15 protein-coding genes are annotated in these 15,151 nt (G+C 59.8%); 3 read left to right on the forward strand and 12 right to left on the reverse strand.

Going from position 1 to position 15,151, the window contains the following annotated elements; translation table 11 throughout:
* Positions 1 to 3: 3 nt before the first annotated feature.
* The 3 genes from RNZ50_25125 to RNZ50_25135 are packed head-to-tail and all read left to right on the forward strand — an operon-like array spanning position 4 to position 5,526.
* Positions 4 to 2,817, forward strand: coding sequence for a helicase-related protein (locus RNZ50_25125; protein MDT8858247.1), 2,814 nt, complete (start codon positions 4 to 6; stop codon positions 2,815 to 2,817).
* A complete protein-coding gene (gene pglZ / locus RNZ50_25130) occupies positions 2,814 to 4,802 on the forward strand; it encodes a BREX-3 system phosphatase PglZ (GenBank protein MDT8858248.1) in 1,989 nt (662 codons plus the stop codon). The genes RNZ50_25125 and pglZ overlap by 4 nt, the downstream gene beginning before the upstream one ends.
* Before the next feature lie 4 nt (positions 4,803 to 4,806).
* Positions 4,807 to 5,526 carry a hypothetical protein gene (locus RNZ50_25135; protein ID MDT8858249.1) on the forward strand — a complete coding sequence of 240 codons (720 nt, stop codon included), beginning with the start codon at positions 4,807 to 4,809 and terminating at the stop codon, positions 5,524 to 5,526.
* 41 nt (positions 5,527 to 5,567) lie between these two features.
* Here the strand turns inward: RNZ50_25135 and RNZ50_25140 are convergent, their stop codons facing one another.
* The 12 genes from RNZ50_25140 to RNZ50_25195 all read right to left on the reverse strand — a co-directional run bounded on the left by RNZ50_25140 (position 5,568) and on the right by RNZ50_25195 (position 15,151).
* Positions 5,568 to 6,491 carry an SPASM domain-containing protein gene (locus RNZ50_25140; protein ID MDT8858250.1) on the reverse strand — a complete coding sequence of 308 codons (924 nt, stop codon included), beginning with the start codon at positions 6,489 to 6,491 and terminating at the stop codon, positions 5,568 to 5,570.
* 41 nt (positions 6,492 to 6,532) lie between these two features.
* The gene (istB, locus tag RNZ50_25145) at positions 6,533 to 7,294 is read right to left on the reverse strand and encodes an IS21-like element helper ATPase IstB (protein MDT8858251.1); all 762 of its coding nucleotides are present in this window, start codon (positions 7,292 to 7,294) and stop codon (positions 6,533 to 6,535) included.
* Between the two features lie 12 nt (positions 7,295 to 7,306).
* Positions 7,307 to 8,845, reverse strand: coding sequence for an IS21 family transposase (gene istA / locus RNZ50_25150; protein ID MDT8858252.1), 1,539 nt, complete (start codon positions 8,843 to 8,845; stop codon positions 7,307 to 7,309).
* 133 nt (positions 8,846 to 8,978) lie between these two features.
* Complete coding sequence (locus tag RNZ50_25155; protein MDT8858253.1) at positions 8,979 to 9,290, reverse strand: hypothetical protein; 312 nt, start codon at positions 9,288 to 9,290, stop codon at positions 8,979 to 8,981.
* A 117-nt stretch (positions 9,291 to 9,407) separates the two neighbouring features.
* Positions 9,408 to 10,169: an IS21-like element helper ATPase IstB gene (gene istB, locus RNZ50_25160; GenBank protein ID MDT8858254.1), complete on the reverse strand. Its 762-nt coding sequence runs from the start codon at positions 10,167 to 10,169 to the stop codon at positions 9,408 to 9,410.
* 12 nt (positions 10,170 to 10,181) lie between these two features.
* Complete coding sequence (gene istA, locus RNZ50_25165; GenBank protein MDT8858255.1) at positions 10,182 to 11,720, reverse strand: IS21 family transposase; 1,539 nt, start codon at positions 11,718 to 11,720, stop codon at positions 10,182 to 10,184.
* A gap of 74 nt (positions 11,721 to 11,794) precedes the next feature.
* Complete coding sequence (locus RNZ50_25170) at positions 11,795 to 12,004, reverse strand: hypothetical protein (GenBank protein MDT8858256.1); 210 nt, start codon at positions 12,002 to 12,004, stop codon at positions 11,795 to 11,797.
* A complete protein-coding gene (locus RNZ50_25175) occupies positions 12,004 to 12,633 on the reverse strand; it encodes a hypothetical protein (GenBank protein MDT8858257.1) in 630 nt (209 codons plus the stop codon). Before RNZ50_25175 ends, RNZ50_25170 begins: the two co-directional genes overlap by 1 nt.
* Before the next feature lie 2 nt (positions 12,634 to 12,635).
* A complete protein-coding gene (locus RNZ50_25180; GenBank protein ID MDT8858258.1) occupies positions 12,636 to 12,923 on the reverse strand; it encodes a hypothetical protein in 288 nt (95 codons plus the stop codon).
* Positions 12,913 to 13,659, reverse strand: a complete 747-nt coding sequence (locus RNZ50_25185) for a hypothetical protein (GenBank protein ID MDT8858259.1) — start codon at positions 13,657 to 13,659, stop codon at positions 12,913 to 12,915. The genes RNZ50_25180 and RNZ50_25185 overlap by 11 nt, the downstream gene beginning before the upstream one ends.
* On the reverse strand, positions 13,656 to 14,561 hold the full coding sequence (locus RNZ50_25190; GenBank protein MDT8858260.1) for a hypothetical protein: 906 nt from the start codon (positions 14,559 to 14,561) through the stop codon (positions 13,656 to 13,658). Before RNZ50_25190 ends, RNZ50_25185 begins: the two co-directional genes overlap by 4 nt.
* Complete coding sequence (locus tag RNZ50_25195) at positions 14,558 to 15,151, reverse strand: tail fiber domain-containing protein (protein ID MDT8858261.1); 594 nt, start codon at positions 15,149 to 15,151, stop codon at positions 14,558 to 14,560. Before RNZ50_25195 ends, RNZ50_25190 begins: the two co-directional genes overlap by 4 nt.

Consider the following 15,151-nt stretch of genomic DNA (forward strand, 5'->3'; position numbering starts at 1 on the left):
TCAGTGGCGGTTGGCGGGGACAGCTTTGGCGTTGGTGAGTGGTGCTGGCATGCGCGGCATGCTGCACCTTGCCGTGTCGTGGATCGGGAAACCGTCTGGGGCGAAACCGCCTATCGCGTTTGGCTGCCCGGCAAGGATGCCGTCGTCCGTGCCCGGGCGCGTGATCTAGGCCCGCTCGACGCTGTCCAGCCATCTGTCGACCAGATCCTTCACACGGCTGCCTCGGCAAAGCTGTTGGACGCGCTGGAGGACAACCTGCTGCTGGCGCCGATCCAGTCGAGCGTGGTGCCGCTGCCCCACCAGCTCTATGCGATCAACCGCGCCATGAGCCGCGACAGGATCCGCTATTTGCTCGCTGATGAAGTCGGCCTTGGCAAGACCATCGAGGCCGGTCTGATCCTCCGAGAGCTGAAACTGCGCGGCATGGCTCGAAGAATCTTGGTTGTCGCGCCCAAGGGGCTGGTTCGACAGTGGCAGGCCGAGATGCGCCTGCATTTCGGCGAGCAGTTCACCTTCGTCGAGCCGTCTGAACTGGCCGCCTTTCGGCAGTGGCGGAACGATGAGGAAAACCTCTGGCGCGTTCATGACCAGGTGATCTGTTCGCTGGATTCCGTGAAGCCCATGGAAGGTCGGCGTGGCTGGAGCGTCGAGCAACTTCAGACCTATAACCGCGAACGGTTCGAAGACCTGATCTCCGCATCATGGGATCTGGTGATCATTGACGAAGCTCACCGGATGGGCGGGAGCACAGACCAGGTTGCGCGGTACAAGCTGGGTGTAGCCTTGGCCGAGGCTGCGCCTTATCTGCTCTTGCTGTCTGCAACACCCCATCAGGGCAAGACGGACCAGTTTCACCGGTTGATGCAGCTTCTCGACCGCGACAGTTTCCCGGACGTGAGCAGTATCGCGGCCGACCGCGTTCGCCCCTTCGTGGTCCGTACAGAGAAGCGGGCGGCAATCGACGCCGAGGGAAAGCCGCTTTTCAAGCCGCGGATAACCCGGCTGCAACCCGTCGCCTGGCAGGATCGCCACGCGGCCCAGCAGGGCCTGTACGAGGCAGTGACCGAATATGTGCGTCATGGCTACAACCAGGCCATGGCGACGAAGCAGCGACATATTGGCTTCCTGATGATCTTGATGCAGCGCCTTGTGACATCGAGCACGGCAGCGATCCGGACGACGCTCGAAAGGCGATTGCTGGCACTCGACGATGATCATGCCCAGCTGAAGCTTTTTCCTTCCGAGCGTGCGGAGGAGTGGCACGAACTGTCTGGTGAAGATCAGATCGACGTTGCGGTTGCGTTCGAGGCTCTCGCGGATGAACGCAAAGACGTCGAAGCCTTGCTGTTCCTCGCGAGAGAGACCGAAGCGCAGGGGACCGACGCCAAAGCGGAGGCCTTGCTGGAACTCATCTATCGGATCCAGCAAGAAGAGAACGATCCTGAACTGAAGGTGCTGGTCTTCACCGAGTTTGTCCCGACACAGGCAATGCTTGCGGACTTCTTGGAAACCCGTGGCTTCTCCATTGTCATGTTGAATGGAAGCATGGATCTGGAGGCACGGGCGCGGACCCAGATGTCGTTTTCTCAGAACGTGCGTATCCTGATTTCTACGGACGCGGGCGGAGAAGGTCTGAACCTGCAGTTCTGCCACGTAATTGTGAACTTCGATATGCCCTGGAACCCCATGCGGGTTGAGCAGCGGATAGGTCGTGTTGACCGGATCGGTCAGCCCTTCGTGGTTCGCGCTATTAACTTCGTGCTCGAAGACACTGTTGAATATCGGGTTCGCGAGGTTCTCGAGAAGAAGCTTGCTGTCATCGCTGAAGAGTTTGGCGTCGACAAAGCCGCCGATGTCATGGACTCGGTAGAGGTTGAGCCGCTGTTCGACGAGCTCTTCGTCAACGGCCTGCAGAACCCGGATGCGATCGAAGCCGACTGCGAAACAGTTGTGTCACAGCTGAGGACGGCGATAGCAGAGCACAGCCAAAGCAGTCAGCTGCTGTCCGATGGACACGAACTTGATGCGACCGACGCTCGGAAGTGGCGCGACCACCCGGCTCAATTCTGGCTTGAGCGGGCAATTACGTCCGGTCTGCCAAGTCGCGGCGGCCAAGCGGTCAGAGAGGGCGATGTCTGGCGAGTCCGCTGGTCCGGGAATGGCGAGACAAGTGCGGTCTGTTTCGATGCAAGAACCGCGGAGGGCCGCCCCGACCTTGAGTGGCTGACACTCGAGGATCCCAGAGCTCGTGCCTTGATTGCTGATTTGCCTCGATGTGTCGCGGGTCAGAACATGCCCTGCGTCCGGATATCGGGGCTTCCTGAAACCGTAAAAGGTGTCTGGTCACTCTGGGAGATCACGTTGTCTGCAGATGACTTTAGCCGCCGTCGCTTCCTGCCAGTCTTCATCAGCAATGAAGGTCGGGCGTTCCAGCCGACAGCGAAACGAATTTGGGATCTGCTTCTCACAGAGCGCTTGGAAACCATCAGCCCGACGAATGCGGCAATCAGCGCCGAGCTATTTGGCAAGTCCAAGGATGCGGCCGTAGCGCAAGGCGAACGCATGTTCACCGAACTGGTCGATGAGCACATGACCCGATTACGAGAAGAGCGGGACCGTGCAATCTACGCTTATGAGGCGCGCCATCAGGCGATCGGGCGGGTCGGGCTTGCCACGGTACGTGATTATCGCCGCAAGCGCCTGCAATCGGAACATGATGCGCGGCTTGCACGTCTGGACGCTGCTGAAGCGTTCGTTGCCGATCTGCACTGCGTTCTCTTCTTGCGCGTCGGTCACCAAGTGGATGCAGGAACATGACGTCGTGGACGGAGCGGATACTTCAGGCCTTTCCTGAAGATCTATCACCGTTCTGGATCGCAAGCGATCCGGACAACCTGCTGCTGAATGAACGCATCCTTCAGGTCTTGCGAGATCGTGGTTTTGAGGTGCTTCCCTTTGGGGACTCGATTGCCTTCCGGGTCGAGTATGAGGAGCGCTACCGTGCTGCCTGGGACAATGGCGCGACGGGTACGTCCAAAGCCCTCATCCTGCAATTCTCCGGAATGGATATGAATATTCTTCCGTGGGATTATCTTCAGCATGCGCGAAGGGTAGATTTGAGCCTTGCCGATCTGATGCCCAAGCTGAATTCCAGTGTCATCCGGCAGATCGATAGCGCCCATCTGGAAATGCTGTTTGCCGCCCACAACAGCTTTGCTTCTCAGGTTCTCGGCGAGAGCTTGACGAAGGAATTTCTTCTGACGCATCTGTTCGAGATCAGCCCACACTTCCTGCGGAAGCCCGAGAGCTTCTGGCGCGAGGCATTTAGACTGTTCTACCGCGGCGCAACATTGCCGCCCATTCTCGCGAAGCATGTCGCCGCAATCTTGTCAGGCACCGCCGTTGGGCACTTGCCCATAGAAGACCTGCTTTCATCAAAAGGCACCATGGTTCGCATGGTACAAACTGCTTGGCTACGCTTCTTGGAAGAACAAGGTGTCGAGGTCGATCATGCGGATCGTGATCCAAGGACAGAAGCCAACAACAGCGTCGAGATCCCCTTCGATCACGCGGACATCCGCGTCATCGTCGATACGTTGTTCCTTGAAGGTGCATTGCAGCCTGTGAATGTGCGCAGCACCCCGACGGTCTTGCCGGATTGGATCAAGCTCGGCGCCATTCAAAGCTCGATCAACCTGCGCGACTTGGTTCGCGGAGGGATTGGCTCGGTGGCAGCGAAACTCCCTGCCACGGAGGCCACTCACCGCGACTGGATCGATGCAGCAAAGCGGCTCGCTGAAACCATCTACCGTTTCCATGAACTGCCAAGCGAGGACGCTGCTGTCCTTCGGACAGAAATGCGTGAGCTGCAACTTGCAGCTGATGACAGGCTGAAAGATTGGGTGCAGAGGCGCTTTCAGGATCTGCCATCGTTGCCTGTCGCCAAGGCGCCAGTGATGGTTCACCACATTCCACGATATCTTTCGATGCGCCGGGATGCCGGCGAAGAAAAAATCGCGCTTGTGGTGTTCGACGGCATGGCCCTCGACCAGTGGGTGCAGATTCGAGAGTACCTGAACTCCCACGCGCCGGATTTACTCACCGAGGAAAACGGTTGCTTCGCATGGCTTCCCAGCCTCACGTCGGTGTCTCGCCAGGCTTTGTTCTCTGGGTTGAGGCCCCGTGAGTTCCAATCCTCTATCGAAACGACGGGCCAAGAGCCTGCACTCTGGGCCCGTTTCTGGTTGGAACACGGCCTGCGTGGCGGAGAAGTCTATTATCGCAAAGCCATCAAGCGGACCGAGCAGCTGCGCGAACTCGACGCGGCTATTTCCAACCCGTCGATCAAGGTCGCCGGCATCGTCGTTGATATGATCGACGAGTTGGTCCACGGGGCCATGCTGGGCAAGCGAGGTCTTGCGCGCCAGATTCACGAGTGGTGCGAAACTGGCTTCGTTGCTGATTTGCTGAACTTGCTGATGAGCAAAGGTTTCCATGTCTATGTGACCGCAGATCATGGAAACGTCGATGCTGATGGCATTGGGCGTCTCAACCAAGGCGTCATCAGCGAGTTAAAGGGGGAACGGGTTCGGACCTACCGTAATGAAACGTTGGCCGCGTTAGTTCCCGCAGATACTGACGCCTTTCAGTTCGGTGGTGCTGGGCTGCCGCCGGATTTCCTTCCGCTCTATGCGAGCGGACGCGGAGCTTTTGTTCCTACTGGCCATCAGATTGTTGCCCATGGCGGAATGTCGGTAGAGGAACTGATCGTGCCGTTCGTGAAGATCGGAAAGAAGATATAAGAAAATGCAAACTAAAGCTCCTCAGATCGGCTTTGACCGCTTCATCCGCCTAGATTGGGCGGCAGCCGCTTTACGGGTGCGGTCGGGCGCTGCCGATATCGGCGAGCTCGATCAGATCCTCACAGAAGCTCATGCCGGACTAGAAGCTAAGAAAAAGACAAGGACAGTCCTGAACCGTCTCTGGCTTGAACCGCGCGAGGAGGTCGTCGGTTTAGCGGATAGAGGGGTCGACATCTTTGGCAGAATGCCGAATGCACAAGTAGCAGTCCTAACCTGGGGGATGGCCATTGCAGTCTACCCATTTTTTGCGAGAGTTGCCGAAATCGTTGGTCGACTGACATCCATTCAAGGGGATTGTACCACCGTTGAGGTACATCGACGGATGGCCGAGATCTATGGTGAACGAGAAGGCACCCGCCGCATGACCAATATGGTACTTCAGTCCCAGGTTGATTGGTCTCTGCTTAGAAAGAGTGAAAATGGCAAAACGCTGACCCGGAAGCCCTCGATATCCGTCCAGAACCCGGAAACGGTTCAATGGCTTTCCGCGGCGCTCCTTATGCATATTGGACGTCCTCTCAGTCTTGATGGACTTGTCGGCCAGCCGACGATGTTCCCGTTTTCAGTTGGTGATAATCTTGGCTACGTGCTTTCGTCGTCTAATGCTCTTGATGTGCGGGCGGACAGTGCAGGAAACCGAATCGTTTCCCTTGCTTCCCAGTAAACTTTGCACAGGCATGGATCTGGTTATAGGATTGGGCGCGCTTATTTTCGGGAGCAGAATGAGCTCCGATTTCTGTCAGACAGCTTAATTTGACCTGACATCGCAACCACCACCATCCCTGTCAAATGCCAGACAGCCGCCATAATGATCCCCATATTAAATGCAAACTCATTAGCGCAGGACTGTGCGAAGAAGTCGCCCTCAAGGAACATGCAGGACCCTTTGCAGAGCTGGACAACTGGGCAGGCTATGCATTCGGGGCGGAAGGCAAAATGGGTGGCTGTATTCAGCGCAATTTCATCAAACGCTTCTACATGGCCAATTTTATGCGCTCCCTTGGCGCCGGTGTTCTGACAGGTCATGACATTACCGCGCAGATCGACGGCGATGGTATCCTCGCGGTCCATCCCGCATTTCTGGCCAAGCGCTTCGATTGGTCGGCGGCGCTGGATGGAGGCGTAGAATTCGTCAAGGCGCGCACCAAGTCCAAAGGCGTTTGGATCCTCGACCAGCGCCTCAAAGATTGACCTTGTGAGGCTGTTCAACTGCGCAGGCTCGAAACGCCCCGTACCAATGGCCGTCGCCGCATCATAAACGTTTACCACACCTTCCAGCCCGACGAAGACATCCGGGCCGACCTTGTCGGCGAACCAAGCCTTAAGCGCGCCGAGATCATGATGTGCACGTGTCAGCACTGTATTGAAGGACGTCGTGTCCGGGCGTTCGGCCACCAAAGCCTCAATCCAGCGGCGTTTCTGCGGATCCGCAAGCGGATCAGGCCCGCGCAGATGCTGGCCGGGCCCGTCATGCGAGATCGTGATGGCAATGTCGTGCGCCGCGATGAAGTCCAGCTTTTCACGTGAGAGGAGCGATCCGTTGGTGATGATGGATGCGGATTTCGCGGAGAATGGGCGCTGATTTCGCGCGATCGTGGGCACGCGTTTCGCGCCATTCTGGGCAGTCATTTCACGGGATCGTGGGCAGGCTGGCCGACGCTTTCATGGAGTCAGGCTTGAACGATTTGGTCAAGCTTTTTTGTGACGGCGGAGCGCCTGCGCAGGCTTTCACCTGAGAGGGTGAGGCGGTGTGCGTTGTGAACGAGGCGGTCGAGGATGGCATCTGCGAGCGTTGGGTCGCCGATGGCTTCGTGCCACTGGTCAACGGGGAGTTGGCTTGTGACGATGGTGGAAGCGCGGCCGTGGCGGTCTTCGAGGATTTCCAGCAGGTCACGGCGCTCCGGGGCGGTGAGGACGGCGAGGCCCCAATCGTCAATGATCAGCACATCCATGCGGGCGATGGTTTTGAGGATGCGTTCATGGCGGCCATCGCCACGGGCCAGAGCAAGGGCCTCGAACATGCGCGGCGCACGTTGATAGAGGACGGGCCGCCCATCCCGGCACGCCTTGTGGCCAAGGGCGCAGGCGATCCAGCTTTTGCCCAAACCGGTCGGCCCGGTTATCAGCAGGTTCTCGTGCCGGGCGATCCAGCCGCCATCGGCAAGATGCGCCATGACACTGCGGTCAAGACCACGTGGGCTGCGCAGGTCCAGATCCTCGACGCTGGCATCTTGGCGCAGAGCCGCAAACTTGAGCCGGGAGGCCAGTTTCTTGGTGTCGCGCTCTGCAGCCTCGCGGTCGACCAGCAGGCCGAGACGCTCTTCGAACGAGAGGGCGTCGAAGGCGGTTGACCTGCGTTGTTCTTCGAGCGCCGATGCAATGCCGGTCAGGCCGAGCGCCAACAGTCGGTCGTGGGTGGGATGGGTCAGCATTTTAGTCCTTTCTCAATGGTAATAGCTGCCGCCACGAATGTTGGCGTGCTGGAGGGGGGCGACCTCTTCGGAGCCTTCCAGGAAGGCGCGATCGAGGCCGGTCTTGAGGATCGAACGAATGGAGGTGACGGTGCGGGCCCGGATGGTCACACCCCGCTGGCAGGCCGCATCAACGCGCTCCGGCCCATAGGTTTTGACCAAGGCCAGCACACCCAGGCAGGTGCGGAACCCCTGTTCAGGATGGGGGCGGTCAGCCATCACCATCTCGCAAAAGGCGGCGACGGCGGGGCCGGTCTTGGTTGCCTGCGCCAGCATTCTGGCCGGGGTCCATTCGGCAAAGCGACGATGGGCCGATGGCATATGGTCGGCCACGGTGACATGGCTGCGCCGCCCCGGGGTGCGCACGTGGCTCGCAACCCTCTGACCACGATGGAATATCTCGACCGTCTGGCCGCTTGTGCGAACATCGACCTCTTGTTTGATCAGCGCGAAGGGCACGGAATACCATGAGCTGTCGACCTCAACGTGATAGTCGGGTGCCACGCGGGCGCGCTTCCAGCGGGCGAAGACATAAGGTTCGGGCGGTAGGGGCTGAAGATTGGGCCGATCCAAAGTGGCAAACAGATCGGCGCGGCTGGCGCCATAGCCGCGCATCACGCGCATGTTCAACTCGTCCAGCAGCCGCCGGATCGCCACGTTCAACTCGGCCAATGAGAAGAACCGGTGGTTCCGCAGCCGCGCCAGAATCCAGCGTTGTGCCACTTGGACAGCCACTTCCACCTTCGCCTTGTCCCGGGGTTTGCGCGGCCGGGCGGGCAGAACGGCGGTGCCATAATGCGCCGCCATCTCGGCATAGGTCCGGTTCAGCCCCGGATCAAACCGGTCTGCCTTGATCACGGCGGACTTCAGATTGTCCGGAACCACCGCCTTTGGCACGCCGCCCAGAAAGGCGAACATCCGGATATGCGCGAGGATCCAATCTTCCAACCCCTCCGATGCCACCGCCTCGGCATAGGTGTGATTCGATGCCCCCATTGCCGCCACGAACAGCTTCATGGCCCGCGCTTCGCCGGTCGTGGGGTCGATCACGTCGATGGTGTCGCCGGCAAAGTCAACGAACACCTTCTCGCCGCCCACATGTGTCTGGCGCATCGTCGGGCGCACCCGACCCTTCCAAGCCTCGTAATGCGTGCAAAACCAAGTATAGGCAAAACCCCCGGGGTGCGCGGCACGGTATTCTTCCCAGAGCAGCATCCGCGTCACCCCAGGGCGGCGCAACTCGCGGTCAATCTCCGCCCAGTCGGGCACAAGCCGCTCCGCGTCCGGCACCGTGGGCGGGGCTGGAAACAAAAGAAGTTCAAGGCTGTCGTCATCGATCCCCTCCGGCAAGGGCCACGTGAGCCCGGCATGACGCGCCCGTTGGGTGTAGCTTCCGACGCTCCCCTTGCTCAGACCGAGGGAAGCGGCAATGGACCGCTCGCTCAGGCCTTGCCCAAGCTTCAATCGCAAAACATCTCGTATCCGGCGCATGTTCAATCGTCCTGTCGGCATCAAGCCACCCCTTCATTCCTGAAGGCGCAACTATCCTCAATTTGCCGACCAGACCTGCCCGCGATCCCGCGAAATCAGTGCCCAGCTTCACGCGAAATGACTGCCCATGATCCCGTGAAATCGATGCCCACCATCAAGCGAAACACGCAATGATGGAGAAGCGTGCCGCCGGGAACCGCTCCGCCAGCACGGGGATCAGCCGCCTAATCTTGGCCCAGTAGAGAAACGGCTCGCCACCCCAAAGCTCAATGCTTTCCGGGGCACCAGTGATCCAGCCGTCGAGCTGGACCAGAAAGTGTTCAACATCCACCAGTTTCGAGACAGTGGCATCCGCAATCTGGAACGCTTGGTTGCAATAGCTGCAAGCGTAGTTGCACGACAGACCCAGCTGGATTTTCAGAATACGGGGTGCGCGGGACTTGCCAAGGGGCTTGTCTTTCGCCACCTGCGGATTTCGCGGAGAATGGGCGCTGATTTCGCGCGATCGTGGGCACGCGTTTCGCGCCATTCTGGGCAGTCATTTCACGGGATCGTGGGCAGGCTGGCCGACGCTTTCATGGAGTCAGGCTTGAACGATTTGGTCAAGCTTTTTTGTGACGGCGGAGCGCCTGCGCAGGCTTTCACCTGAGAGGGTGAGGCGGTGTGCGTTGTGAACGAGGCGGTCGAGGATGGCATCTGCGAGCGTTGGGTCGCCGATGGCTTCGTGCCACTGGTCAACGGGGAGTTGGCTTGTGACGATGGTGGAAGCGCGGCCGTGGCGGTCTTCGAGGATTTCCAGCAGGTCACGGCGCTCCGGGGCGGTGAGGACGGCGAGGCCCCAATCGTCAATGATCAGCACATCCATGCGGGCGATGGTTTTGAGGATGCGTTCATGGCGGCCATCGCCACGGGCCAGAGCAAGGGCCTCGAACATGCGCGGCGCACGTTGATAGAGGACGGGCCGCCCATCCCGGCACGCCTTGTGGCCAAGGGCGCAGGCGATCCAGCTTTTGCCCAAACCGGTCGGCCCGGTTATCAGCAGGTTCTCGTGCCGGGCGATCCAGCCGCCATCGGCAAGATGCGCCATGACACTGCGGTCAAGACCACGTGGGCTGCGCAGGTCCAGATCCTCGACGCTGGCATCTTGGCGCAGAGCCGCAAACTTGAGCCGGGAGGCCAGTTTCTTGGTGTCGCGCTCTGCAGCCTCGCGGTCGACCAGCAGGCCGAGACGCTCTTCGAACGAGAGGGCGTCGAAGGCGGTTGACCTGCGTTGTTCTTCGAGCGCCGATGCAATGCCGGTCAGGCCGAGCGCCAACAGTCGGTCGTGGGTGGGATGGGTCAGCATTTTAGTCCTTTCTCAATGGTAATAGCTGCCGCCACGAATGTTGGCGTGCTGGAGGGGGGCGACCTCTTCGGAGCCTTCCAGGAAGGCGCGATCGAGGCCGGTCTTGAGGATCGAACGAATGGAGGTGACGGTGCGGGCCCGGATGGTCACACCCCGCTGGCAGGCCGCATCAACGCGCTCCGGCCCATAGGTTTTGACCAAGGCCAGCACACCCAGGCAGGTGCGGAACCCCTGTTCAGGATGGGGGCGGTCAGCCATCACCATCTCGCAAAAGGCGGCGACGGCGGGGCCGGTCTTGGTTGCCTGCGCCAGCATTCTGGCCGGGGTCCATTCGGCAAAGCGACGATGGGCCGATGGCATATGGTCGGCCACGGTGACATGGCTGCGCCGCCCCGGGGTGCGCACGTGGCTCGCAACCCTCTGACCACGATGGAATATCTCGACCGTCTGGCCGCTTGTGCGAACATCGACCTCTTGTTTGATCAGCGCGAAGGGCACGGAATACCATGAGCTGTCGACCTCAACGTGATAGTCGGGTGCCACGCGGGCGCGCTTCCAGCGGGCGAAGACATAAGGTTCGGGCGGTAGGGGCTGAAGATTGGGCCGATCCAAAGTGGCAAACAGATCGGCGCGGCTGGCGCCATAGCCGCGCATCACGCGCATGTTCAACTCGTCCAGCAGCCGCCGGATCGCCACGTTCAACTCGGCCAATGAGAAGAACCGGTGGTTCCGCAGCCGCGCCAGAATCCAGCGTTGTGCCACTTGGACAGCCACTTCCACCTTCGCCTTGTCCCGGGGTTTGCGCGGCCGGGCGGGCAGAACGGCGGTGCCATAATGCGCCGCCATCTCGGCATAGGTCCGGTTCAGCCCCGGATCAAACCGGTCTGCCTTGATCACGGCGGACTTCAGATTGTCCGGAACCACCGCCTTTGGCACGCCGCCCAGAAAGGCGAACATCCGGATATGCGCGAGGATCCAATCTTCCAACCCCTCCGATGCCACCGCCTCGGCATAGGTGTGATTCGATGCCCCCATTGCCGCCACGAACAGCTTCATGGCCCGCGCTTCGCCGGTCGTGGGGTCGATCACGTCGATGGTGTCGCCGGCAAAGTCAACGAACACCTTCTCGCCGCCCACATGTGTCTGGCGCATCGTCGGGCGCACCCGACCCTTCCAAGCCTCGTAATGCGTGCAAAACCAAGTATAGGCAAAACCCCCGGGGTGCGCGGCACGGTATTCTTCCCAGAGCAGCATCCGCGTCACCCCAGGGCGGCGCAACTCGCGGTCAATCTCCGCCCAGTCGGGCACAAGCCGCTCCGCGTCCGGCACCGTGGGCGGGGCTGGAAACAAAAGAAGTTCAAGGCTGTCGTCATCGATCCCCTCCGGCAAGGGCCACGTGAGCCCGGCATGACGCGCCCGTTGGGTGTAGCTTCCGACGCTCCCCTTGCTCAGACCGAGGGAAGCGGCAATGGACCGCTCGCTCAGGCCTTGCCCAAGCTTCAATCGCAAAACATCTCGTATCCGGCGCATGTTCAATCGTCCTGTCGGCATCAAGCCACCCCTTCATTCCTGAAGGCGCAACTATCCTCAATTTGCCGACCAGACCTGCCCGCGATCCCGCGAAATCAGTGCCCAGCTTCACGCGAAATGACTGCCCATGATCCCGTGAAATCGATGCCCACCATCAAGCGAAACACGCACGCCACCCGCGGCGCGGGCGCGAAGATGCCGGGATCGACCGGCAACGGCAGCCCTTCGGCCTCAGAAGTGTGGGGGTTGTAGCGCATGGTGTGACGGCTGCCGTCACGCGCCTCAAGGGTCAGATCAAACCACATCAGTCAAATAACCTTTCTTCAAGATCGCTGGGCAAGGTGACGCGGAAGTTTGCGACGACCTGCACATGCGGTTTGCTCCCCAAGTGGGGATGCTGGTTGTGGGGGATATGAGAGGGGAAGAACACCGAGAGCCCCGGCCTTGGATTGACCGAATAGCCGTGGCGGTCTTCAAACGGCAGCCGACCCTCGTCGAAGTAGCGCGAAGGATCCTCGATCACAAAGCGCGGAGAACCGACGCTGTTGATCGGTTGCCCCGCACCGCCACCGGTCAGGAAGTGCACGCAGGTCAGATCGCCCTCGCGGCTGTCTTTATGGGTGGAGATGAACGCGCCGGGCTGCAGGACCAGCGCGCGGTTTTCGCAAAGGTCGGGATCAAGATATTGTGCCCAAGGACCAAGCATGGTTCTGGCACAGGCAAAGAGATGCGCCTTCAATGCAATACCGGCTGTGCTGCGCTCCAGAATGCCACGAACGCGTCGCTTGGCAGCGGAAGGGTTGGCCCCGTCCTCCAACCCTGCAACGGCAATCGCCTCATCAGCCAATTGCCGGTTCACTGCCCAGTCGATGGGAGCCTCAAAAAAGGCGATGCGGGTTGGCCATAGATCGAGCGATGTGTTGCGAACTTCCATTCTCAACACCTGCAATTGCAGTTGCAGTTGAACGTCTTGCGGTTTGCCGTGACTGACACAGCACCTGACGTCCCTCCGCCGGAGAGGCTTTCGACGTAGCAGTTGCCCACATAAGCGCCAGCATAACCGCTTGCGGTGCCCGACACAGACGCACCAGCCGAAGGTGTACCATTTGTAATGGTCACCGCTGTGATGGTCCCAGATCCGATCACCGGCTTATTGGCGATGCGCGACCAATCCACTGTACCGCTGTCATCAATCACGATGGTCGTTCCAACCTTATAGGCCATGTGGGCCTCCTGTTGCTTGATGTGCCAGGATCTCTGCGAGTCCGGCTTTGCAATGAGAATTGGGAAGGGTGAGTGAACACAGGACCGGAATGCACATCCGCTCTTCGCCCTCAAAATACGTGCTGTCGTGGGGCACATGACCCTCAAAAATCAGCATTGAGCCGGTTTTCGGCTCCACGGCGTACCAGCCGCCTACATAGGCGTCCGGGTTGTTGCAGGGCCAGAGTCGTTTGCCAACATTGGCAGGATCGTAGAAACGCACGGCACCGCGATGGAGCGATGTCTCGGGGCAATCCACGTCCAGCACCACGCGCGGGTAATAAGTGCAGACGATATCGGTCTGCATATGGGTATGGGCGTTGATGCCCACATTCTCGCGCGAACTGCGGCGCTGCCAGAAAGTGTCCGACATCATCTGAATGTCGCCCGCATGATCATAGCCGTAGGCCAGCTGCAGATACTCCCGCACTGCCGCTGCCACCATTTGCGCCAGCACGGCGATGGCCGGATCGCGCTGATCCATCAGAAAGTTATGGCGCAGATGGCCCAGATGATTGGTCTGATCGCCAATGTTGCGGCCGTCGCCTGCATTTTGTATCCGATTTGCCGCAGCGTCCTCAGCCGCCAGCGCAAAAAGCCGGTCGTTATAGCCTGGCGGCATATCCCAATGCTTGTGCATGACAAACGCCGGATAGATCATCTGCAACTCAGTGCTGGTCGCAATTTTGAGGCTCATGCCACCACCTCAACGCGCAGCTTGCCAATGGCTGTGTAATGCTCGGTGTTGATTTTGACCGCGATCACATCGCCAACCGCAAGGCCTCGGGCCTCGACGCTGATCACGCCATGCCCATTTGCATCCGTGGTGACGCGGCGGCGCGGCAAATAACCGGCATCGGCCTCCAGCTTGAAGGTGGCGGACCGCATGACGGTGCTGCCGTTCGAGGTCCAGACCAGCTGGAACGGCACATCAACCCGACCATCTGGCGCGACCGTGACCACCTCAGTTGTGACTGCGTGGAAGTAGAATTGCTTGAACCAGACGCCATCCTTGGGAATGGTTGCATCATCAATCCGCCCGGCAATCACCGTGCCGTTCAACAAGATCGGGTCGGTCTGACACAGTACCTCAATGCGGGCCTGATCAAAGGGCACCTTAAACGGCAAAAAGACCACCAGCGCATTGGCAATGCCCTCGCGGGCCCGATGCCGGAACGACAAATCGATCTTTTCGCGGGCGGATTGCGCAAAGCGGTTGCGCCAGGATAGGGGTCTTCCGCCCTGACCGACCGCGATATCCAGCAAGGAATAATCGACGATCTCATCAACGCCGTTCATGCCATCGGCAAAAATAAAGGATCGCCCCTTGTAGATCGCCCCGGCGTCAGTACCCGGCAGGTCAGGGATCAGGGTTTCATTGTGGGAGAGATCCACAAAGCCCGCCTTGTTGCCAAACGCAGGCGGCACCTCGAGTATTGCCTTTAAATCCGCCCAAGCCATCACACCGGCCATGCCAGCGCCAGATCCTGCGGGCATCCGTTCAAAAACAGCAATCCCCGCATAATCTGGTTTGATATCCACTGCATAATGCAGCGCCCCACCGCAATTGGTGATGGCAAAGAGTCCGATCTCGATCACGGTATATTCCTTTTCAGCTGCTCGACCTCGGCCGCGAGGTCCTTGATGGCCTCGACCAGCAGGCCGATGAGATTTCCATACGCGAGGCGCAACACGCCCTCGGCCTCGACCACGGCTTCCGGGGCCACGCGCTGCACATCTTGCGCAATCAACCCCATCTGGCGTCTGTCAGACCCCAGCATTTGAAAGGTCACACCGGTGAGGCTTTGCAGCTTGCTGAGCGCATCCGGGATCAGGGCTATTTCCGATTTGAGCCGCAGATCGGAGGTGGTGACAAAGTCGGGCGCCGTCACGGCGCCTGTGAAGCTTGCCCCCGCCAGCTGCGCAAAAGCGCTGGCTTGGATCCCGTCCAGAACATCGGCGTTCAGGCCCGATCCGGGTCCATCTTTGGCCAGCACCTTGGCAAAGAGCTCGGCGTCGCTCAGCGCTGCGGTTGTCACATCGACGATGCTTTCTGCGCCGCTGAGGTTGCGCTTGAAGTACAGCTTGCCGTCTGCGGTGTTCACCGCCAATTCGCCAAGAGCCAGCTGCGCGGTCGTTGGCACGCGCCCTGCCACGGTGGTGCGTTTGACCAAGAGCGTGTTTGCCAT

Source organism: Paracoccaceae bacterium Fryx2 (assembly GCA_032334235.1).
Taxonomy (GTDB): Bacteria; Pseudomonadota; Alphaproteobacteria; order Rhodobacterales; family Rhodobacteraceae; genus JAVSGI01.

Excerpts from the sequence above, each read along its gene's own strand:
- pglZ (MDT8858248.1), top strand. The coding sequence starts at position 2,814 with ATGACGTCGTGGACGGAGCGGATACTTCAGGCCTTTCCTGAAGATCTA.
- RNZ50_25135 (MDT8858249.1), top strand. The coding sequence starts at position 4,807 with ATGCAAACTAAAGCTCCTCAGATCGGCTTTGACCGCTTCATCCGCCTA.
- RNZ50_25140 (MDT8858250.1), bottom strand. The coding sequence starts at position 6,491 with ATGACTGCCCAGAATGGCGCGAAACGCGTGCCCACGATCGCGCGAAAT.
- istB (MDT8858251.1), bottom strand. The coding sequence starts at position 7,294 with ATGCTGACCCATCCCACCCACGACCGACTGTTGGCGCTCGGCCTGACC.
- istA (MDT8858252.1), bottom strand. The coding sequence starts at position 8,845 with ATGCCGACAGGACGATTGAACATGCGCCGGATACGAGATGTTTTGCGA.
- istB (MDT8858254.1), bottom strand. The coding sequence starts at position 10,169 with ATGCTGACCCATCCCACCCACGACCGACTGTTGGCGCTCGGCCTGACC.
- istA (MDT8858255.1), bottom strand. The coding sequence starts at position 11,720 with ATGCCGACAGGACGATTGAACATGCGCCGGATACGAGATGTTTTGCGA.
- RNZ50_25170 (MDT8858256.1), bottom strand. The coding sequence starts at position 12,004 with ATGTGGTTTGATCTGACCCTTGAGGCGCGTGACGGCAGCCGTCACACC.
- RNZ50_25175 (MDT8858257.1), bottom strand. The coding sequence starts at position 12,633 with ATGGAAGTTCGCAACACATCGCTCGATCTATGGCCAACCCGCATCGCC.
- RNZ50_25180 (MDT8858258.1), bottom strand. The coding sequence starts at position 12,923 with ATGGCCTATAAGGTTGGAACGACCATCGTGATTGATGACAGCGGTACA.
- RNZ50_25185 (MDT8858259.1), bottom strand. The coding sequence starts at position 13,659 with ATGAGCCTCAAAATTGCGACCAGCACTGAGTTGCAGATGATCTATCCG.
- RNZ50_25195 (MDT8858261.1), bottom strand. The coding sequence starts at position 15,151 with ATGGCAAACACGCTCTTGGTCAAACGCACCACCGTGGCAGGGCGCGTG.